The organism is Aeromonas sp. 82P (assembly GCF_051919365.1).
GTDB classification, from domain to species: domain Bacteria; phylum Pseudomonadota; class Gammaproteobacteria; order Enterobacterales; family Aeromonadaceae; genus Aeromonas; species Aeromonas veronii.
The window spans coordinates 3,217,462-3,238,108 of the sequence record NZ_JBQBEV010000001.1; the positions used below are offsets into that span (position 1 = coordinate 3,217,462).

Sequence of the window (20,647 nt, forward strand, 5' to 3'; positions counted from 1 at the left end):
CCAGCACGGCTGACCCGACTTAGCCCTCAGCTCACGCAGGTCACTGCCAATCAGCACCAACGGCGAACACGCTGGCAATACGCCACATACTCGTCGCCAAAACGGGCGCGCAGCAGCCGCTCCTCCGGCATGATTTGAAAGCGGGTCAGCCAGGCCACCAGCACGATTGGCCCAACCCAGACCCAACTTCCACCGAGATAACAGCCCCAGGCGGCCAGCCAGCAGAGCAAGCCCAGATACATGGGATTGCGGCTGACACGATAGACGCCACAGGTCACCAGACGACTGGTGTGCTGAGGTTTGGTGGGGCTGACCGTGGTCTGGTGGTGACGAAACCGTTGCAGGGCACCAAAGCCCATGATGGCCCCCGCCACGACCAGCATAGCCATCAGCGCCATTGCCCAGATGCCGGGCTGGCTCTCCCCTCTTAGCCACCACATGGCCCCGGTACAGAGCAGGAAGATCAGCGGTGGTGGCAAACGTAACTCAAGATTGACCATTTTCTTCCCCTGACGAGTGTCGGCCGAACCCGTGTTGCGGTAGACTCCCAACCAGTCAGCGCCTGTTGAAAGTGACAAAGATCATAATAATAACAACAAGTTGTGGTTAAACCACCACCAATGTGGCCGACCCCGTCCAAACTATCCAACGCGAACAACAAAAAGGAATCACCATGCACAAGAAAACTCTGCTGGCTACCCTGATCTTCGGCCTGCTCGCGGGCCAAGCCGTTGCGGCTCCCTATCTGCCCCTTGCGACGGATCATCGCAACGGCCAGGAGCAAACCGCCAGCAACGCCTGGTTGGAAGTGGATCTGGGCGCCTTTGAACACAATATCCAGACCCTCAAGGATCGTCTCGGTGACAAGGGCCCGCAGATCTGCGCCATCATGAAGGCCGACGCTTATGGTCATGGCATCGACCTGCTGGTCCCCTCCGTGGTCAAGGCCAATATCCCCTGCATCGGCATCGCCAGCAACGAAGAGGCGCGCGTCGCCCGCGAGAAGGGCTTTACCGGCCGTCTGATGCGGGTACGTGCCGCCACTCCGGATGAAGTAGAGCAGGCCCTGCCCTACAAGATGGAGGAGCTGATCGGCAGTCTGGTGAGTGCCCAGGGTATCGCCGATATCGCCCAGCGCCACCACACCACCATTCCGGTGCATATCGCGCTCAACTCCGCCGGCATGAGCCGCAACGGCATCGACCTGCGTCTGGACGATGCCAAGCAGGATGCGCTGGCCATGCTCAAGCTCAAGGGGATCACCCCGGTCGGCATCATGACCCACTTCCCGGTTGAGGAGAAAGAGGACGTCAAGATGGGGTTGGCCCAGTTCAAACTGGACTCCCAGTGGCTGCTGGAAGCGGGCAAGCTGGATCGCAGCAAGATCACCATCCACGCCGCCAACTCCTTCGCCACTCTGGCCGTGCCGGATGCCTACTTCGACATGGTGCGCCCGGGCGGCCTGCTCTACGGTGACTCCATCCCCTCCCACACCGAATACAAGCGGGTGATGGCATTCAAGACCCAGGTCGCCTCGGTCAACCACTATGCAGCGGGCAACACCGTCGGTTATGACCGCACCTTTACCCTCAAGCGTGACTCCTGGCTCGCCAACCTGCCGCTGGGCTACTCCGATGGCTATCGCCGCGCCCTCAGCAACAAAGCCTATGTGCTGATCCAGGGTCAGAAGGTGCCGGTGGTCGGCAAGACTTCCATGAACACCATCATGGTGGATGTGACGGATCTGAAAGGGGTGAAACCCGGCGACGAGGTGGTGCTGTTTGGCCGTCAGGGTGACGCCGAAGTGAAACAGGCGGATCTCGAGGAGTACAACGGCGCCCTGCTGGCGGACATGTACACCATCTGGGGCTATACCAACCCCAAAAAGATCAAACGCTGATCACGCGATATGAAAAAGGGCTCCCTCTGGAGCCCTTGCTGTTATTGCTTCATTGTCTGCCGCGCTCAAGCGGCCTTTTTACGGGTCACAAACAGACTCAGCCCCATGGATGCCAGCAGGATCAACGCGACTACGCCCAGTGCTATGCCGGTCGGGATCTTGAAGATATCCAGCAGCAGCATCTTGACCCCGATAAACATCAGGATCAGCGCCAGACCGTATTTGAGCAGGGCGAAGCGATCAGCCACACCGGCCAGCAGGAAGTACATGGCACGCAGACCCATGATGGCGAAGATGTTGGAGGTCAGCACGATGAAGGGATCCGTGGTCACCGCGAAGATGGCCGGGATACTGTCCACCGCGAAGATAAGATCGCTCACCTCCACCAGCACCAGGATCAACAGCAGTGGGGTGGCATAGCGCACACCGTCACGCCAGACGAAGAACTTCTCCCCTTCTAGGGTCTCGGTCACCTTGAAGCGACGGCGCATCCAGCCCAGCAACGGGTTGTTGGCGAGGTCAGGCTCCTTGTCGGCCGCCCACAGCATCTTGGCACCGGTCAGCAGCAGGAAAGCGCCGAACAGATAGAGGATCCAGTGGAACTGCTCGATGAGCCAGCTACCCGCGAACACCATACCGGCACGCATCACGATGGCACCCAATACTCCATAAAGCAGCACCCGGCGCTGCAGCTCGGCCGGAATGGCAAAGTAACCGAACAGCATCAGCCAGACGAAGACGTTGTCCACTGCCAGCGCTTTCTCGATGAGGTAGCCGGTAAGGAACTCCAACCCCTTCTGATTGGCGATTTCACGGCCCGCGCTGTGATCCAGCCAGAGCCAGATAGCCAGGTTGAAGAGCAGGGCAACACTGATCCAGATGAGGGACCAGACGCCCGCCTCTTTGAGAGATACCTTATGTGACTTGCCGCCACCGACAAAGCGTATGTCTATCCATAACAGGACCAGCACTATGCTGAAGAAACCGGTCCACATCCACCATTCACCCATTTTCACTTCTCCCAAAAACGACAAAACCCACGACCGAGAGGCGTGGGTTTGCGTTTGGAGCAGATACACCTTGCCTCTCGGCAAGGTCTCACTTACAGCTGATTTTCATCGACTGCCCGGCTGCCGGGTGCACTGCAGGAAATGGGTGCACCGTAATGACGACAAACCGGCGAGAAGTTACTCCCCTTGTTGCGCGGATAGTAGCAGCGGTAAAAGATAACGCCAAGAGGCATCTTCACTGCCGTCAAAAATAAATCGGGGCTCCATCAAGGAGCCCCGCAAGCAGGTTCAACACATCCCCATCAGAGCGGGTCGACCTTGAGGCAGGAGACCGCGTGATCGAAGTTCCCCTCCAGCACGGGGCGGGTCTTGGCGCACTCGGGGCCAGCCACCGGGCAGCGGGTGCGGAACACGCAACCGGACGGCGGATTCATCGGCGATGGCAAGTCCCCTTCCAGGATCTGGATCACCTTGTTGCGCTCCAGCTCAGGGTCCGGGATCGGCACAGCAGACATCAGCGCCTTGGTGTAGGGATGCAACGGGTTGGCGAAGATCTCCTTGCGGGTCCCCAGCTCAACGGCGTTGCCCAGATACATCACCAGCACCCGATCGGAGATATGCTTGACCACCGACAGGTCGTGGGCGATGAAGATAAGCGACAGCCCCATCTCCTTTTGCAGGGATTTGAGCAGGTTAACCACCTGCGCCTGAATGGATACGTCCAGTGCCGAGACCGGCTCGTCGCAGATGATCATCTTGGGCTCGAGGATCAGTGCCCGGGCAATCCCGATCCGCTGGCACTGGCCACCGGAGAACTCGTGCGGATAGCGGTTGACCAGGTTGGGCAAGAGCCCCACCTTGCTCATCATGGCGCGCACCTTCTCCTTCACCTCTTCCCGTGGCAGGTTGGGATAGAAGGTGATGAGCGGCTCGGCGATGATGTCGCCGATGGTCATGCGCGGGTTCAGAGAAGCCAGCGGGTCCTGGAAGATCATCTGGATCTCTTTGCGCTTCTCGCGCAGGGCATTCTGATCGAGCTTGGTAAGATCGTCACCCAGCCACACCACCTTGCCATCGGTGGCCGGTACCAGACCGATGATGGCGCGGGCAAAGGTCGATTTACCGCAGCCGGACTCCCCCACCACACCAAGGGTTTCACCCTCATAGAGACGCAAGGTCACCCCATCGACCGCCTTGAGATCGGACGGTTTGGCCCAGGGCCACGCCTTGCCACTCTTGATACTGAAGTGGACCTTGAGGTCAGACACTTCCAACAGCAATTTTTTGTCGGCACCCATTTAGTTGGCCCCCTTGTTCATGGCATCCGAAACCCAGTGGCAAGCCCGCTCCCGACCGTCGTTGAACGGGGTGAGGATCGGTGACTGCTGGCCGCAAATCTCGCTGACCCGGTGGCAACGCTCCTGGAAGGGGCAGCCGGTCGGCAGACGCAGCAGGTTGGGCGGATTGCCCGGGATGGTGGGCAGCACTTCCCCTTCGGTATCGAGACGAGGAATGGCGCGCAGCAGGCCTTCGGTGTAGGGGTGGCTCGGGCGATAGAAGATATCGTCTACCTTGCCGTACTCCATGGTACGACCGGCATACATCACCAGCACCTTGTTACAGATACCGGCGACCACGCCAAGGTCGTGGGTGATCATGATGATAGCGGTGTTGAACTCGCGCTTGAGCTCGTTCATCAGCGTCATAATCTGGGCCTGTACGGTCACGTCGAGCGCGGTGGTCGGCTCGTCGGCGATCAGCAGTTGCGGCCGGCAGAGCAGTGCCATGGCGATCATCACCCGCTGACGCATGCCGCCGGAGAACTCGTGGGGATACATGCCCATCCGCTTGCGTGCTTCGGGAATTTTGACCGCATCGAGCATCCGTACCGACTCTTCGAACGCTTCCGCCTTGCTGACGCCCTTATGCAACATCAGCACTTCCATCAGCTGATCCTGCACCTTCATGTAGGGGTTGAGCGAGGTCATGGGGTCCTGGAAGATCATGGCGATCTTCTCGGAGCGGATCTTGTTGAGCTTGGACTCCGGCAGGTTGAGGATCTCCTCACCCTGAAACTTGGCAGAACCGGTAATAATGCCGTTTTTGGCCAGCAGCCCCATGATGGCAAAAGCCGTCTGGGATTTGCCAGAGCCGGATTCACCGACGATCCCCAGGGTTTCACCCGCAGAGAGAGAAAAGTTGAGGTCGTTGACCGCCACCACATTGCCGTCCGGGGTCTTGAACTCGACCCGCAGATCTTTCACATCCAGTAACTTCATATAAAAACTCCTTATCGATCTTTCGTGATGCTTTCCTGTCGACCCGATGCTCGATTAACGATCTTTCGGATCGAGGGCGTCACGCAGACCATCCCCGAGGAAGTTGAAGCAAAACAGGGTCACCACCATAAAGCAGGCGGGGAACAGCAGTTGCCAGATGGCCACTTCCATCGACTTGGAGCCTTCATCCAGCAGGGCACCCCAGCTGGTCATCGGTTCCTGAACCCCAAGGCCCAGGAAACTCAGGAAGGATTCAAACATGATCATGCCCGGCACCAGCAAGGTGGCGTAAACGGCCACGATACCGAGTACGTTCGGTACGATGTGACGGGTGATGATCTTCCACTTGGAGACGCCACAGACGTGGGCTGCCTCGATAAACTCCTTGCTCTTGAGGCTGAGAGTCTGGCCCCGCACGATACGCGCCATGTCGAGCCAGCTCACCGCCCCGATGGCGATAAAGATGAGCGCCAGATTGCGGCCAAAGAAGGTGACCAGCATGATGACGAAGAACATGAAGGGGAAGGCGTTGAGGATCTCCAGTACCCGCATCATCAGGCTGTCGACCCGCCCGCCGATAAAACCGGAGGCAGCGCCATACAAAGTACCGATGATGACCGCCACCATAGCGCCCATGATGCCGACCATCAGGGAGATGCGACCGCCCAGCAGGGTGCGCACGAACAGATCGCGCCCCAGGCTGTCGGTACCAAAGTAGTGACCCGCTTCCATATCCGGCGGCGACTGCATGGCGCCCCAGTCCGGATCGTCAAAGGTGTATTGGGACAAGTGGGGACCAAAGATGACCGCCAGACCGATGATGGTCAGAATGATCAGGCTGGTCAGGGCCGCCTTGTTGCGCAGGAAACGGCGACGGGCATCCTTCCACAGGGAGCGCCCCTCCACCACCTCGACCTTTTGCGCGAACGCCTCGACGGCATCGCGTTTTTCAGTTGAAACAACCATGATGAACTCCCGAATTAGTAACGGATCTTGGGATCGATAAAGGCGTAGAGAATATCGACCACAGCGTTAAAGGTGATGGTGAGGGCGCCGACCAGAATGGTCAGACCGAGCACCATGGAGTAATCACGGTTAAGGGCACCGTTGACGAACAGCTGACCGATCCCCGGCAGGCCGAAGATGGTCTCGATCACCACGGAACCTGTGATGATGCCGACAAAGGCCGGGCCCAGATAGGAGACCACCGGCAGCATAGCCGGACGCAGCGCGTGTTTCAGGATGATGTGGCGCAGCGGCAAGCCCTTGGCACGGGCGGTACGGATGAAGTTGGAGTTCATGGTCTCGATCATGCTGCCCCGCATGATCCGCGAGATGGCAGAGATGTAGTACATCATCATGCCGAACACCGGCAGCACCATAAACTGGATGCCACCACCCTGCCAGCCACCGGCAGGGAACCAACCCAGATGAATACTGAAAAACAGCACCAGCAAGGGCGCCAGCACAAAGCCCGGGATCACCACCCCGGCCATGGCCGACGACATCAGCAGATAGTCGATGATGGTGTTCTGTTTCAGTGCCGCTATGGTGCCGAAGGTGACCCCCAGCAGCACGGCGAAGAAGAAGGCCGTGGTCCCGATCTTGGCGGAAACAGGCAGCGCCTGGCTCACCAGATCATTGACGGTGAAATCCTTGTATTTGAAAGAGGGGCCCAAATCACCCTGCACCAGGTTGCCCAGGTAGGTGAGATATTGCATGCCAATGGGTTTGTCGAGCCCGTATTTGGCCTCAATGTTGGCGATGACTTCGGGGGGCAGTGAACGCTCGCTGGTAAAGGGGTTACCGGGGGCGAAACGCATCATGAAGAAAGAGACGGTGATCAAGACCAGCAGAGTCGGGATCGCTTCCAATAGCCGTTTAAAAATGAATTTCAACATAGACATTTCCTGTCCTGTACTGCTTCCAAATGGTCGCGGTTGTAATAAAGGCCCGCCGTCCGGCGGGCCCTGCTTGTTATGCGACTTGTTGCTTTAAATCAATGAGCAATGATGTACATATCTTTGCTGTAGAGGTTATCCAGCGGGTTGGCCGGGTAGCCGCCTACATAGGGTTTGACCATACGGGCAGTCACGTACTGGTAGATGGGGGCAATCGGCATGTCCTTGGCCAGGATCTCTTCAGCCTGGACGTAGAGCTTGTTGCGGGCAGCCACATCGACCTGATCACGGGACGAATCCATCAGCTTGTCGAACTCCGGATTGGAGTACTTGCCGTCGTTGTTGCCGTGGGTGGTCTGCATCAGATCCAGCATGGAGGAGGCTTCGTTGTAGTCGGCGATCCAGCCGGCACGACCTACGTCAAACTGACCCTGTTTCTTGGTTTCCAGGTAAGTTTTCCACTCCTGGTTGACCAGGCTCACCTGCACGCCCAGCTTCTTCCACATGGAGGCCACGGCCACAGCCACTTTCTTGTGGTTGTCGTCGGTGTTGTAGAGCAGCTCGAACTTCAGCGGCTTGCTGGCATCGAAACCGGCCTCTTGCAGCAGCGCCTTGGCCTTGGCATCACGCTCGGCCTGGGTCATCTTCGACCACTCGGGCGCTACCGGCTTGAAGCCATCGACGAAGTCCGGCACCAGGGTGTAACCCGGCGTCTGACCCTGACCCATCACCTTGTCGGCGATCACGTTGCGATCGATGGCATAGGAGAGCGCAGTACGGACACGCACATCGTCAAACGGCTTCTTCTTGACGTTGTACTGGTAGTAGTAAGTACCAACATAACCGGTCACTTTCAGCTCGTCCGGCTTCTCTTTCTTCATCTGCTTGAAGCGCTCGATGGGCATCTGATAGGTGATGTCCACTTCGCCCGCCAGATAGCGGCTCAGGTCGGCGTTGGTAGACTGGATGGGCAGATAGACCACCTTGTTGATAACGGTCTTGCCATCGTTCCAGTAGTGCTTGTTGCGCTCCACTTCGACGCGCTCGTTCACCACCCAGTTCTTCAGGGTATAGGCACCGTTGGATACCATATTTTCCGGCTGGGTCCACTTGTCACCGAACTTCTCGATCACCTTCTTCGGTACCGGATAGGTGGTGGTGTGGGAGAGCATGCTGACGAAGTAAGGGATCGCTTTCTCGAGCTGCACTTCGAAGGTGTAGTCGTCGGTCGCCTTCACGCCCAGCGTATCAGCCGGCTTTTTACCTGCGATGATCTCGGAGGCATTGGCAATGGTCGGGATCTCCAGATACCAGGAGTAAGGAGAGGCAGTTTTCGGATCAACGGCACGCTGGAAAGCAAAGACGAAATCGTGGGCAGTGACCGGGTCACCGTTGGACCACTTGGCATCTTTGCGCAGATGGAAGACGTAGTGCTTGTTATCCTTGGTTTCCCAGGATTCAGCCACTGCCGGGAGAATTTCCCCTTTCGGGCCGGAAGCAACGAGACCTTCGAACAGGTCGCGCAGGATATTGGATTCGACCGTTCCTTCGGTCTTGTGCGGGTCAAGGGTCGCAGGCTCGGAGCCGTTGCCTTTTACCAGTTGCTGGACTTCAGCCAGCTTGGTTCCCGCCGGGACATCGGCAGCCTGAGCCACATTGACGCCACCAAACAGTGCAGTCACCAGCAATGTGTTAATCATTGTTTTTTTATGAGTCATTTCCCTACTCCAACAAGAACATTCCATGCGTTTTTAAAGTGACGGGGTTAAAACCCGCTCCCAGCATAATTCCCTGCCAATTTTGATAATGCAACAGATATTGTCAGGGTAATCGTCATTTTCTGGTCAAAAAATCAGCTAGCATGCGCTTTTTCAGTATTAAAACACCAGCAAGGCGCTCATTTTTCACACAAACGACCGATTCTAGAAAAGACCGGGCAAAAAGCAACCAATAAAAAGCCGGTCACGAGGACCGGCTTTCATAAAGCGGAGCTGGCTCACATCAGGCTGGGGAAAACCCCCTTGATACCGGCCACCATGATCTCGATACCCAGCGACATCATGATAAGACCCATGATACGGGTCACCACGTTGATGCCGGTGTTGCCCATGATCTTGAACAGCAGCGGCGCGGCGCGGAAGATGAGCCAGGAGCAGAAGGAGAAGACCACGACAACCACTGACATGCCGAGCAGCTGCTGCCAGTGGCTCTGGCTGGCATAGACGATGACCGAGGAGATGGCACCGGGGCCTGCCATCAGCGGCAGCGCCAACGGCACCACGGCGATAGACTCGCGCACCGCCAGTTCGCCCTTCTCCTGTTTGTTGTGCTTCACTTCGCCCAGCTTGCCCTGCAGCATCGACCAGGCAATCAGGGTAATCAGCGACCCACCGGCGATCCGGAACGATGCCAGCGAGATGCCAAACCCATCGAGGATCAACTGCCCCATATACATGGAGACCAGCAGGATCACCATCACCGCGATATTGGCGGTAGTATTGGTTTTCATCCGCTCGGCCTGGGTATGGTGGCTGGTCAGGCTGACAAACACCGGCAACAAACCAAGCGGGTTGATAATTGCGAACAAACCGACAAAAAACTTCAGATACAACGAGACGTCAATTGCTGCCATAGGCGCCTTCCAATAGAGTTTCGGGCCCAGTGGGCCAGTCCATTAATTTCGTGCGTAAATTTACATCATAGCCAGAGCGGGCACCAATCAAATAATCTCACCATTTTGAGGGTTTTTTAGTTAGTTCATCTAATGCATCCGCGCTAACTGGCATAAACCGATGCCAAAAGCCCTTTCTACCGCCCGACACGCGCCAGAAAAGTGAGCGCAAGCCTGCTTAATCATGACCAGAGAGTCCGACGATGACTGACCGAATGACCAAGCGACTCGAGAGAATCCAAGCTTTGCCTTCCTACTATTTCAGGCCAGACATCACTTCATTGACTCGGCAATAGAGCCACAATGCAAAAACCGGGAAAGGGGGCAGAAATGGCCCCCTTGGGGAATAAAGCGGATTAGTCATGGATTAAAACAACAATCATTTTTGCAACAAACGCTGGAATAAAGTGCGTTTGTCGGTGATTTTGAAACCAATTCACTCATATTTGCTAACCTATACCGCCAAAATAGCTCTGTAAAACTATGGCTGAGTGCAATTAACCACTTGATAAATGTGGTTTATTGCCCTGCATTAACAAGTCTCTCACCTTTCCCTTTGATGCACATTCCGATAACATCAGTCAAACAAGGATTGTGAAATAAAATTTCTTTTGTTCTTTTGTTACACATGATCCAGATCAAGTTTTTCTGAGTCAGCCCCGCTCTATAATCGACTCAGAAAGCGATTTAGTAAGGCATGTGAAAAAGCTGTTGCAACGATACCGTCTTGACAGGGCGACTATAATTGCCGGGCATTGCCAACGTCTTACTAAACAGTTTTCAAATAATCAGGAGATAAACATGGCAGTAACCAATTTGGCTGAACTGGATGCACTGGTCGCCCGCGTTAAGGAAGCCCAGCGTGAATTCGCCAGCTTCTCTCAAGAGCAGGTAGACAAGATCTTCCGTGCCGCCGCCCTGGCCGCCAACAACGCCCGTATCCCCCTGGCCCAGATGGCCGTGGAAGAATCCGGTATGGGTATCATCGAAGACAAGGTTATCAAGAACCACTTCGCCTCCGAATACATCTACAACAAGTACAAAGACGAGAAAACCTGCGGCATTCTGAGCGAAGATGATCAGATGGGTACCATTACCATCGCCGAACCGGTAGGTATCATCTGTGGTATCGTTCCGACCACCAACCCGACCTCCACTGCGATCTTCAAATCCATGATCGCGCTCAAGACCCGCAACGCCATCATCTTCTCCCCGCACCCCCGTGCTAAGAACTCCACCAATACTGCTGCCAAGCTGGTACTGGATGCAGCTGTTGCCGCTGGTGCACCGAAAGACATCATCGGCTGGATCGACCAACCGTCTGTTGAGCTCTCCAACGCCCTGATGAAGCACGAAGACATCAACCTGATCCTGGCCACCGGTGGCCCGGGCATGGTGAAAGCAGCCTACTCCTCCGGTAAGCCTGCAATCGGTGTGGGTGCCGGTAACGTACCTATCGTTATCGACGAAACCGCCGACGTGAAGCGTGCCGTTGCCTCCATCCTGATGTCCAAGACTTTCGATAATGGCGTGGTCTGCGCTTCCGAGCAGGCAGTCATCGTTGTTGATGCCATCTACGACCAGGTTAAAGAGCGCTTTGCATCCCACAAGGGCCACGTGCTCTCCAAAGAAGATGCTGACAAGGTACGTAAAGTCATCCTGATCAACGGTGCCCTGAACGCCAACATCGTTGGCCAGCCAGCCACCAAGATTGCCGAAATGGCAGGCGTGACTGTGCCGGCTGATACCAAGATCCTGATCGGTGAAGGCGTCAAGCTGTGTGCAGAAGATGAGTTTGCTCACGAGAAATTGTCCCCGCTGCTCGGTATGTTCCGTGCAAGCAGCTTCGAAAACGCCGTTGATATGGCCTGTGACATGGTCAACATCGGTGGTATCGGCCACACCTCCGGTCTGTACACCGACCAGGACCGCAACGCTGACCGCATCAAGTACTTCGGCGACAAGATGAAGACCGCGCGTATCCTGATCAACACTCCGTCTACCCAAGGCGGTATCGGTGACCTGTACAACTTCGCAATGGCTCCGTCCCTGACCCTGGGTTGCGGCTCCTGGAGCGGTAACTCCATCTCCGAAAACGTGGGTCCGAAGCACCTGATCAACAAGAAGACAGTCGCAAAACGGGCAGAAAACATGCTGTGGCACAAACTTCCGAAATCCATCTACTTCCGTCGTGGTTCCCTGCCGATCGCTCTGAGCGACCTGGAAGGTAAAAAGCGTGCCATGGTCGTAACTGACCGCTTCCTGTTCAACAACGGCTACGCCGATGAACTGGTCAGCCTGCTGAAAGCACAGAATATGGAAGTGGAAGTGTTCTACGAAGTAGAAGCTGACCCGACCCTGGCTGTGGTTCGCAAGGGTGCCGAGATGGCCAACTCCTTCAAACCGGACGTTATCCTGGCGCTGGGCGGTGGTTCACCGATGGATGCAGCCAAGATCATGTGGGTGATGTACGAGCACCCGAACACCGCGTTCGAAGATCTGGCCATGCGCTTTATGGACATCCGCAAGCGTATCTACAAGTTCCCGAAAATGGGCGTGAAGGCCGAACTGGTCTGTATCACCACCACTTCCGGTACCGGCTCTGAAGTCACTCCGTTTGCGGTAGTAACCGATGAAGTGTCTGGTCAGAAGTATCCGCTGGCTGACTACGAGCTGACCCCGAACATGGCCATCGTTGATGCCAACCTGGTCATGGGCATGCCGAAGTCCCTGTGTGCCTTCGGTGGTATCGATGCCGTGACTCACGCCATGGAAGCCTATGTTTCCGTACTGGCTAACGAGTACTCCGACGGCCAGGCGCTGCAAGCCCTGAAAATGCTGAAAGAGTACCTGCCGTCCAGCTACCAGAACGGTGCCAACGACCCGATCGCTCGTGAGAAGGTGCACAATGCTGCCACCATCGCCGGTATCGCGTTCGCCAACGCCTTCCTGGGTGTGTGCCACTCCATGGCTCACAAACTGGGTGCCGAGTTCCACATTCCGCACGGTCTGGCTAACGCCCTGCTGATCAGCAACGTCATCCGCTACAACGCGAACGACAACCCGACCAAGCAGACTGCGTTCTCCCAGTACGACCGCCCGCAGGCTCGTCGTCGTTACGCCGAAGTCGCTGACCACCTGGGTCTGACTGCTGCCGGTGACCGCACCGCTGCCAAGATCGAGAAGCTGCTGACCTGGCTGGACGAGCTGAAGGCTACCCTGGGTATCCCGGCCTCTATCCGCGAAGCTGGCGTGACTGAAGCTGACTTCCTGGCCAAGGTTGACCAACTGGCTATCGAAGCTTTCGATGACCAGTGCACCGGCGCCAACCCGCGCTACCCGCTGATCAGCGAGCTGAAGCAGGTTCTGCTGGACTCCTACTACGGTCGTCCGTTCACCGAAGCCGCTCCGGTAACCGCTGCCCCGGTTGAAGCCAAGGTTGAAGGCAAGAAGAAATCCAAGGCCTGATAACCAGTCCTGAGATAACAAGCCCGCGCACTGCGCGGGCTTTTTTTATCTGCCACTTATCACAGAGCTCCTCTCTCCAGCCGATTGCGGTAGTGCAGCCCCTAACTTCCCAACCAACCAACCAACCAACCAACCAACCAACCAACCAACCAACCAACCAACCAACCAACCAACCAACCAACCAACCAAACCAACTCGCCCCAGCCAATCCGCTATCAACATCCCAACCTGTGACTCTGTATTGATGGACCACCTGTGATAACAAGAGCACGCTCCATCACCTCCTCTCTCCTACCCGCAACGCAACGCAACGCAACGCAACGCAACGCAACGCAACGCAACGCAACGCAACGCAACGCAACGCAACGCAACGCAACGCAATGACCCTGACGGGCAGATGTGAGCAGTCAACGCCATCTCAAGAGCTAAAGGTGTGATAAACAGGATAAGCGGAGCCTCGCTAACGCAATGCAGCAGAACTGCGACTGGCGTACGTGCAGGGCCAACCGACTGGCAGGGACAGAGCAATGATAATGCGCAGAGAAAGCGGGAAAGACTGTCAGGGAAGAGAATTGTTGCACCGGATGCTCAACTGACACATCAGCAGTTGCCACGATGCAAAGATAAAAAAATGGCAGCCATCTGGCTGCCATCGGGAGAGCACAATTCAGCGATCAGAGGGTCGCAGCGACTTCATCGGAGATGGAGCCGTTGTGATACACCTCTTGCACGTCGTCCAGATCTTCCAGCATGTCGATCAGACGCATCAGCTTGGGTGCAGTTTCTGCATCCAGCTCCGCTTCGGTGGAGGGGATCATGGTCACTTCGGCGCTCTTGGCCTTGAAGCCGGCAGCTTCCAGACCATCCAGCACGGTACCGAAGTCGTTCGGGGTGGTATACACCTCGATGGTGCCATCCTCTTCGGTGACCACGTCATCGGCGCCCGCTTCCAGCGCGGCATCCATCAGGGCATCTTCGTCTACGCCCACGAAAGTCAGCAGACCTTTCTTGCTGAACAGATAGGCAACGGAGCCGTCGGTACCCAGGTTGCCACCGCACTTGCTGAAGGCGTGACGCACTTCGGCTACGGTACGGTTACGGTTGTCGGTCAGGCACTCTACCATCACGGCAGAGCCAGCCGGGCCGTAACCTTCGTATACGATGGTCTCGAGCTGTTCGCCATCGCCACCACCGGCGCCACGCTGAATGGCACGGTTGATGGTGTCGCGGGTCATGTTGTTGGTCAGGGCGGCAGTCACCGCAGCACGCAGACGCGGGTTGTTGGCGGGATCGGCATCACCCAGACGCGCGGAGGTAGTGATTTCGCGGATCAACTTGGTGAAGATCTTGCCACGCTTGGCGTCCTGAGCGGCCTTGCGGTGTTTGATGTTGGCCCATTTACTGTGACCTGCCATAGAGACTCTCCGTTATTTTTTAAATGTCAGTAACACTGATCATGACTAACCCAAGGGAAACACAGAGGCCACACGACGGCGGCCTCCGGTGCCGGTATCGGCTTACTCGTCGCCCTTGACGGTGGTTGCAATCGCCAGCTCACCCAGTTGGGCGGCGTTGGCAAGGCTGGGGGCGTCTGTCATCAGACAGGCGGCCGCGGTCGTTTTCGGGAAGGCGATGACGTCCCGAATGTTTTCGGTGCCGGTCAGCAGCATGCTGAGACGGTCCAGACCGAAGGCCAGACCGGCGTGCGGCGGGGTGCCGTACTTCAGGGCATCCAGCAGGAAGCCAAACTTCAGACGCTGCTCGGCCGGGGTGATACCCAGGATATCGAACACGGTGGATTGCATCTCGCTGTTGTGGATACGGACAGAGCCGCCACCCACTTCGTAGCCGTTGATCACCATGTCGTAGGCGTTGGCGTAAGCACCCACAGGGTTGGCTTTCAGCTCGGCCGGGCTCATGTTGCTCGGCGCGGTGAACGGGTGGTGCATGGCGGCCAGACCACCTTCACCATCTTCCTCGAACATCGGGAAGTCGATGACCCACAGCGGTTTCCAACTGTTCTCCAGCAGGCCCAGGTCGCGACCCACTTTCAGACGCAGGGCGCCCATGGCATCGCAGACCACTTTCTTGCTGTCAGCGCCAAAGAAGATGATGTCGCCGTCGGCGGCGCCAGTACGGGCCAGGATCTCGCGCACGATGGCGTCAGAGAGGAACTTGGCAACCGGAGACTGCACGCCTTCGATACCATTGGCCGCTTCGTTGACCTTCATCCAGGCCAGGCCCTTGGCACCGTAGATGCCGACAAACTTGGTGTATTCGTCGATCTGCTTGCGAGAGAGCTCGGCACCGCCCGGGACTTTCAGGGCAGCCACACGGCCTTTCGGATCGTTGGCGGGGCCCGCGAACACGGCGAACTCGACAGCAGTCAGCAGATCAGCCACATCAACCAGCTCCATTGGCAGACGCAGGTCCGGCTTGTCGGAGCCGTAGCGGCGCATGGCTTCGTCGAAAGTCATGATCGGGAAGTCGCCCAGATCCACGTTCAGGATGTGCAGCCACAGTTTGCGGATCATCTCTTCCATCACTTCACGCACCTGCGGCGCGGTCATGAAGGAGGTCTCCACGTCGATCTGGGTGAATTCCGGCTGGCGGTCGGCACGCAGGTCTTCGTCACGGAAGCACTTGACGATCTGGTAGTAGCGATCGAAGCCGGACATCATCAGCAACTGCTTGAACAGCTGGGGTGATTGCGGCAGGGCGTAGAACTTGCCCTTGTGCACGCGGCTCGGCACCAGATAGTCACGGGCACCTTCCGGGGTGGCCTTGGTCAGCATCGGGGTCTCGATATCGAGGAAGCCGTGCTCGTCCATGAAGCGGCGTACGAAGGCGCTGGCCTTGGCACGGGTCTTCAGGTACTTGGCCATCTCGGGACGACGCAGATCCAGGTAACGATACTTGAGGCTGATCTCTTCGCTGTTGACCTGATTGAAGTCCAGCGGCAGCGGCTCGGCACGGTTGATGATGTTGAGTTCGTGGGCGAACACTTCGATGGCGCCAGTGGCCATGTCGCTGTTGCGCTGGGACTCGGGACGGGTGCGCACCACGCCGGTCACCTGGATGCAGAACTCGCCGCGCAGCTCGGAGGCCAGGGCGAACGCGTCCGGCTTGTCCGGATCGAAGAACACCTGAACGATCCCTTCCCGGTCGCGCATATCGATAAAGATCAGACCGCCGAGATCACGACGACGATGAACCCAACCGCACAATGTAATGGTCTGCCCTGCATGGGCCTCATTGACCTGTCCGCAATAGATAGAGCGCATGGACTTCTTCCTTCGAAATTGTAGAGAGACGGTTAACCTTGGGCCGCCGGGCACGACTGGCAAGCACCGTCTGTCTCACAGCTGGCCAGATTCTTTTTCTTACCCGGTTTGAAATCAGTCTCGTACCATCCGGTTCCCTTGAGCCGGAAGCCTGCCGCCGATATCAGCTTGACCAGATTCGGCTTGCTACAGGCCGGACAGTCGGTCAGGGGGGCATCGGAAAGCTTTTGCAGTTTTGCCAATTCATGGCCACAGACGTCGCAACGATATTCGTAGATAGGCATGGGTCACAAGAAATTGAAAAACAAAAGGGCTGGCATTATAGAGGAAAACCCCCTTTTGGGTAAAATGGCCAGCAGCCTCCTTTCGCCAGTTTTTTGCACTCGATGGCAAAAAGCGGGCAAAAAATCGGCACGAATGCACCAAGAGCGAAGAGATTAGCCACCATGAGCCTCTATTTGGGCCTGCCACAGTGGTACCACCCCAGCTGGCCCGGCCAGTTGCTGGGCCTTGGCGCCAAGCCTGCCGAACACCTCGCCCACTACGCCACCGTGTTCAATTCGGTGGAGGGCAACACCACCTTCTACGCCCTGCCGACACCGGACACGGTACAGCGCTGGGCCGATGCGGTGCCCGATCACTTTCGTTTCAACTTCAAATTTCCGCAAACCATCAGCCACCAGAGCGATCTGGTGAGCGCAGACAAACAAGTCGCCGACTTTATTCGCCTGCTCGCCCCGCTGCACGACAAGCTGGGGCTGCTCACCCTGCAGTTGCCCGCCCGTTTTGGGCCAGAGGGGCTGGCCAGACTGGCGGCCTTCATCGATCGGCTGCCGCGGGCGTTTCGCTACGCCCTCGAGGTGCGTCACCCCGACTTTTTCGCCAAGGGGGAGGCCGAGCGGGCCTTGAACCGGCTGCTGATGGAACAGGGTGTGAACCGGGTGATGCTCGACAGCCGGCCACTCTTCTCGGTGCCAGCAACCACGCCAGCCCTTGTCGATGCCCAGGGCAAGAAACCGCGCCTACCGGTGCATCTGCTGGCCACCGCCAACGCCCCCATGGTGCGCTTTATCGGCCTGCCGGATCCGGCGGCCAATCACCCCTTCCTGCCCAGCTGGCTCCCCCACTGGCGCCAGTGGCTCGCGGAGGGCAAGGACCTCTACCTCTATATACATACTGCCGACAACGCCCAGGCCCCCGAGCTGGCCCGTCAGGTCACCCGCTTGCTGGAGCAGGAGATGGCCCCCTGGCCGGGGGAAAACGATCGCGCACGGCAGGGAGTGCTGCGCTTTTAGCCAACCCATTCTGCGGCCATCGTTTCGCTGCAAAAAAAGTGCTTTTTTGTGGCGTGGCAAGCCCTGGCGTCAAGACAAATGGCCATCAATCCTCTACACTACCGCCCCAAGTAAGGGTCCGGAACATGGCCCGTACGAACAGGACAGGTCCAAAGGATTTCACGACCAGCCACCCCGTTCGTAAACAGGTGATAAATCTACTCTGATGGGTGTCACCCAACGACTCAATTGAACAATACAGCCGGGTGATGTCCCGACTGTCAGGTTGCGCCAGCATGCATACCAAAGATCAAATTTTTGCCGCCCCGATCGCCCGATTGGGAGACTTCTGTTTTGACGAACAGGTCGTCGACGTTTTTCCCGATATGATCCAGCGCTCGGTGCCGGGTTACAGTAACATCATCTCTGCCATCGGCATGATGGCCGCCCGCTACGCCCAACCCGAGAGCCGACTCTATGATCTCGGCTGCTCACTGGGCGCCGCGACCCAAGCGATGCGTCGCCATGTCAGCCAGCCCGGCTGCCGCATCACCGCGGTGGATCTCTCCCATCCGATGATCGAGCGCGCCCGCGCCCACCTCTCCGGTTTCAAATCCGAGGTGCCGGTGGAGCTGGTGGAGGCGGATATCTGCGACATCGAGATTGAGAATGCCTCCGTGGTGGTACTCAACTTCACTCTGCAATTTGTCGAGCCAGAGAAACGGGCCGCCCTGATCCAGCGCATTCACGATGGGCTGCGCCCGGGCGGGATCCTGATCCTGAGCGAAAAGTTCCGCTTCGAAGATGAACCGGTCAACGAGCTGCTGATCGATCTGCATCTCGACTTCAAGCGGGCCAATGGCTACAGCGAGCTGGAGATCAGCCAGAAACGCACTGCCCTTGAGAACGTGATGCGCACCGACAGCCTGCCGGTGCATCAGGCCCGTCTGCGGGATGCCGGTTTCGTCCATCAGGATCTCTGGTTCCAGTGCTTCAACTTCGGCTCCATGATTGCCATCAAATCCAGCGACGCCCAGCCATGATCGACTTTGCCAATTTCTATCAACTGATTGCCAAAAACCGTCTGAGCCACTGGCTGCATACCCTGCCCGCCCAGCTGCACGCCTGGCAACATGACAACCAGCATGGCGATCTGCCGCGCTGGAACCGTGCCCTCAACAAGCTGCCGGTGGTCTCCCCCGGCAACATCGAGCTGAAAAGCCGGGTCGAGATTGGCTCGGCCGAGAGCCTTGGCGAAGGGGAGCGCAAGAAGGTCGAGAGCCTGCTGCGCCACTTCATGCCCTGGCGCAAGGGGCCGTTCACGGTGCACGGCATCCATATCGATACCGAGTGGCGCTCTGACTGGAAGTGGGATCGGGTGCTGCCCCATATCAGCCCGCTCGAAGGCCGTTACGTGCTGGATGTGGGCTGCGGCAGCGGTTACCACCTCTGGCGCATGGTGGGTGAAGGGGCCAAGCTGGCGGTCGGCATAGACCCGAGTCCGCTGTTCCTCTGCCAGTTCGAGGCCATTCGCCACTTCGCAGGCAATGATCAGCGCGCCCACCTGCTGCCGCTCGGTATTCAGGAGCTGCCGGAGCTGCGTGCCTTTGACACCGTCTTCTCCATGGGAGTGCTCTATCACCGCAAATCCCCCATCGAACATATCGAGCAGCTGCGCAATCAATTGAAAGATGATGGCGAGCTGGTGCTGGAGACGCTAGTGATTGACGGCGGGGTCAACGACGTGCTGATGCCCACCGACCGTTACGGCAAGATGCGTAACGTCTGGTTTATTCCCTCAAGCCGCGCCCTCAAGCTATGGGTCGAGCGCTGCGGCTTCACCGACGTGCGGATAGTAGACGAGAATATGACCAGCACCGACGAACAGCGTCGTACCGACTGGATGATTAATGAATCCCTGAGTGACTATCTGGATCCAGACAATCCGGCACTCACGGTAGAAGGACACCCGGCGCCGAAACGTGCCGTACTGATTGCCCGCAAGGCCAAAGACTAGCCGATGGCGATTCAGGAAGTTACACTGACCCAATTCCAGGAAGCACAGTTAAATGAATGACATGAAAAGCAAATTAAAAGGAATGACCCTGCTCTCCCTGCTTAGTCTCGGCGGGTGTGTCAATATGGAAAAAGCGCCTCAGGTCCCTGCTCTGACGCTGGCCGAGCTTCGTAGCGAGCTGAGCCAGAGCGAGCAGCGCCTGCAAACATCCATGGAACAGCAACAGAAGCAGTATGTGCAGCAACAGCACCTGCTGGTTCAGCTCAACACAGATGTCACCAATATGAAAGAGTCCGTCAAGCAAGTAGACCACAAGCTCGCCACCCTCCCCTCCGAGCCGCCCAAGCCGATGGCCATCCCCACCGAGAAGTGCCCGGCCCCCAATCAGGGTCACACCATCGATGGCAAGCTGATGGTCGGTGAAGCCGAGTGGATCTGGGTTGATGCGGCCAACGACGCCTTCCAGGCGCGGGTCGATACCGGTGCGACCACCTCCTCCATCAGTGCGCAGGAGATCACCATTTTCGAGCGCAACGGCAAAAACTGGGTGCGCTTCTTCCTGAGCCATCAGGAAGTGGACGACAAGATCCAGATCGAAGCGCCGCTGGTACGCCATGTACGGGTGCGTCAGGCCTCTGCCGACGATCTGGACCGCCGTCCGGTAGTGCGTCTGGCCGTGCGCATTGGCGACATGACCGAGAAAGCCGAATTTACCCTGAAAGACCGTAGCGACATGACCTTCCCTGTGCTGCTGGGTCGCGAATTTTTGAAAGACATCGCCGTGGTTGATGTGGCCCGCGAATATATCCAACCCAAACCCAAGCTCAAGGATGTGAAATAATC

At 57.4% G+C, this 20,647-nt stretch carries 17 protein-coding genes; 6 read left to right on the forward strand and 11 right to left on the reverse strand.

Going from position 1 to position 20,647, the window contains the following annotated elements:
• Positions 1 to 50: 50 nt before the first annotated feature.
• The gene (locus tag ACTG2S_RS14705) at positions 51 to 500 is read right to left on the reverse strand and encodes a methyltransferase family protein (RefSeq protein ID WP_149152581.1); all 450 of its coding nucleotides are present in this window, start codon (positions 498 to 500) and stop codon (positions 51 to 53) included.
• Positions 501 to 673: 173 nt separating this feature from the next.
• Here ACTG2S_RS14705 and alr point away from each other — a divergent pair, with 173 nt between their 5' ends.
• Positions 674 to 1,900, forward strand: a complete 1,227-nt coding sequence (gene alr / locus ACTG2S_RS14710; protein ID WP_274160279.1) for an alanine racemase — start codon at positions 674 to 676, stop codon at positions 1,898 to 1,900.
• A 65-nt stretch (positions 1,901 to 1,965) separates the two neighbouring features.
• On the opposite strand, the gene ACTG2S_RS14715 is transcribed toward alr, so the two are convergent.
• The 7 genes from ACTG2S_RS14715 to ACTG2S_RS14745 form a co-directional block, all read right to left on the reverse strand.
• Positions 1,966 to 2,910, reverse strand: coding sequence for a TerC family protein (locus ACTG2S_RS14715; RefSeq protein WP_005353134.1), 945 nt, complete (start codon positions 2,908 to 2,910; stop codon positions 1,966 to 1,968).
• 302 nt (positions 2,911 to 3,212) lie between these two features.
• Positions 3,213 to 4,208 (reverse strand): murein tripeptide/oligopeptide ABC transporter ATP binding protein OppF, encoded by a 996-nt coding sequence (oppF, locus tag ACTG2S_RS14720; RefSeq protein ID WP_005337666.1) that lies wholly within the window; start codon positions 4,206 to 4,208, stop codon positions 3,213 to 3,215.
• A complete protein-coding gene (locus tag ACTG2S_RS14725) occupies positions 4,209 to 5,189 on the reverse strand; it encodes an ABC transporter ATP-binding protein (RefSeq protein ID WP_005337668.1) in 981 nt (326 codons plus the stop codon).
• Positions 5,190 to 5,243: 54 nt separating this feature from the next.
• Positions 5,244 to 6,155 carry an oligopeptide ABC transporter permease OppC gene (oppC, locus tag ACTG2S_RS14730; protein WP_005337670.1) on the reverse strand — a complete coding sequence of 304 codons (912 nt, stop codon included), beginning with the start codon at positions 6,153 to 6,155 and terminating at the stop codon, positions 5,244 to 5,246.
• A 14-nt stretch (positions 6,156 to 6,169) separates the two neighbouring features.
• Complete coding sequence (gene oppB / locus ACTG2S_RS14735) at positions 6,170 to 7,090, reverse strand: oligopeptide ABC transporter permease OppB (protein ID WP_005337672.1); 921 nt, start codon at positions 7,088 to 7,090, stop codon at positions 6,170 to 6,172.
• A 98-nt stretch (positions 7,091 to 7,188) separates the two neighbouring features.
• Positions 7,189 to 8,808, reverse strand: a complete 1,620-nt coding sequence (locus ACTG2S_RS14740) for an ABC transporter substrate-binding protein (RefSeq protein WP_274160280.1) — start codon at positions 8,806 to 8,808, stop codon at positions 7,189 to 7,191.
• A gap of 278 nt (positions 8,809 to 9,086) precedes the next feature.
• Positions 9,087 to 9,722, reverse strand: coding sequence for a YchE family NAAT transporter (locus ACTG2S_RS14745; RefSeq protein WP_005337678.1), 636 nt, complete (start codon positions 9,720 to 9,722; stop codon positions 9,087 to 9,089).
• A gap of 840 nt (positions 9,723 to 10,562) precedes the next feature.
• On the opposite strand from ACTG2S_RS14745, the gene adhE reads away from it, so the two are divergent.
• Positions 10,563 to 13,229: a bifunctional acetaldehyde-CoA/alcohol dehydrogenase gene (gene adhE, locus ACTG2S_RS14750; protein WP_019446648.1), complete on the forward strand. Its 2,667-nt coding sequence runs from the start codon at positions 10,563 to 10,565 to the stop codon at positions 13,227 to 13,229.
• Positions 13,230 to 13,903: 674 nt separating this feature from the next.
• On the opposite strand, the gene ACTG2S_RS14755 is transcribed toward adhE, so the two are convergent.
• The 3 genes from ACTG2S_RS14755 to ACTG2S_RS14765 form a co-directional block, all read right to left on the reverse strand.
• Entirely contained in the window at positions 13,904 to 14,644 is a 741-nt protein-coding gene (locus ACTG2S_RS14755) for a YebC/PmpR family DNA-binding transcriptional regulator (RefSeq protein WP_274160281.1), read from the reverse strand.
• A gap of 102 nt (positions 14,645 to 14,746) precedes the next feature.
• The gene (gene aspS / locus ACTG2S_RS14760; protein ID WP_005337684.1) at positions 14,747 to 16,513 is read right to left on the reverse strand and encodes an aspartate--tRNA ligase; all 1,767 of its coding nucleotides are present in this window, start codon (positions 16,511 to 16,513) and stop codon (positions 14,747 to 14,749) included.
• Between the two features lie 32 nt (positions 16,514 to 16,545).
• The gene (locus tag ACTG2S_RS14765) at positions 16,546 to 16,797 is read right to left on the reverse strand and encodes an FmdB family zinc ribbon protein (protein WP_005337686.1); all 252 of its coding nucleotides are present in this window, start codon (positions 16,795 to 16,797) and stop codon (positions 16,546 to 16,548) included.
• Positions 16,798 to 16,959: 162 nt separating this feature from the next.
• On the opposite strand from ACTG2S_RS14765, the gene ACTG2S_RS14770 reads away from it, so the two are divergent.
• The 4 genes from ACTG2S_RS14770 to ACTG2S_RS14785 all read left to right on the forward strand — a co-directional run bounded on the left by ACTG2S_RS14770 (position 16,960) and on the right by ACTG2S_RS14785 (position 20,645).
• Positions 16,960 to 17,808: a DUF72 domain-containing protein gene (locus ACTG2S_RS14770; RefSeq protein WP_274160282.1), complete on the forward strand. Its 849-nt coding sequence runs from the start codon at positions 16,960 to 16,962 to the stop codon at positions 17,806 to 17,808.
• Positions 17,809 to 18,083: 275 nt separating this feature from the next.
• Positions 18,084 to 18,830 carry a carboxy-S-adenosyl-L-methionine synthase CmoA gene (cmoA, locus tag ACTG2S_RS14775; RefSeq protein ID WP_005353159.1) on the forward strand — a complete coding sequence of 249 codons (747 nt, stop codon included), beginning with the start codon at positions 18,084 to 18,086 and terminating at the stop codon, positions 18,828 to 18,830.
• Positions 18,827 to 19,804: a tRNA 5-methoxyuridine(34)/uridine 5-oxyacetic acid(34) synthase CmoB gene (gene cmoB / locus ACTG2S_RS14780; RefSeq protein WP_013723597.1), complete on the forward strand. Its 978-nt coding sequence runs from the start codon at positions 18,827 to 18,829 to the stop codon at positions 19,802 to 19,804. The genes cmoA and cmoB overlap by 4 nt, the downstream gene beginning before the upstream one ends.
• Before the next feature lie 52 nt (positions 19,805 to 19,856).
• Positions 19,857 to 20,645 carry an ATP-dependent zinc protease family protein gene (locus ACTG2S_RS14785; RefSeq protein ID WP_005337698.1) on the forward strand — a complete coding sequence of 263 codons (789 nt, stop codon included), beginning with the start codon at positions 19,857 to 19,859 and terminating at the stop codon, positions 20,643 to 20,645.
• Positions 20,646 to 20,647: the final 2 nt, after the last annotated feature.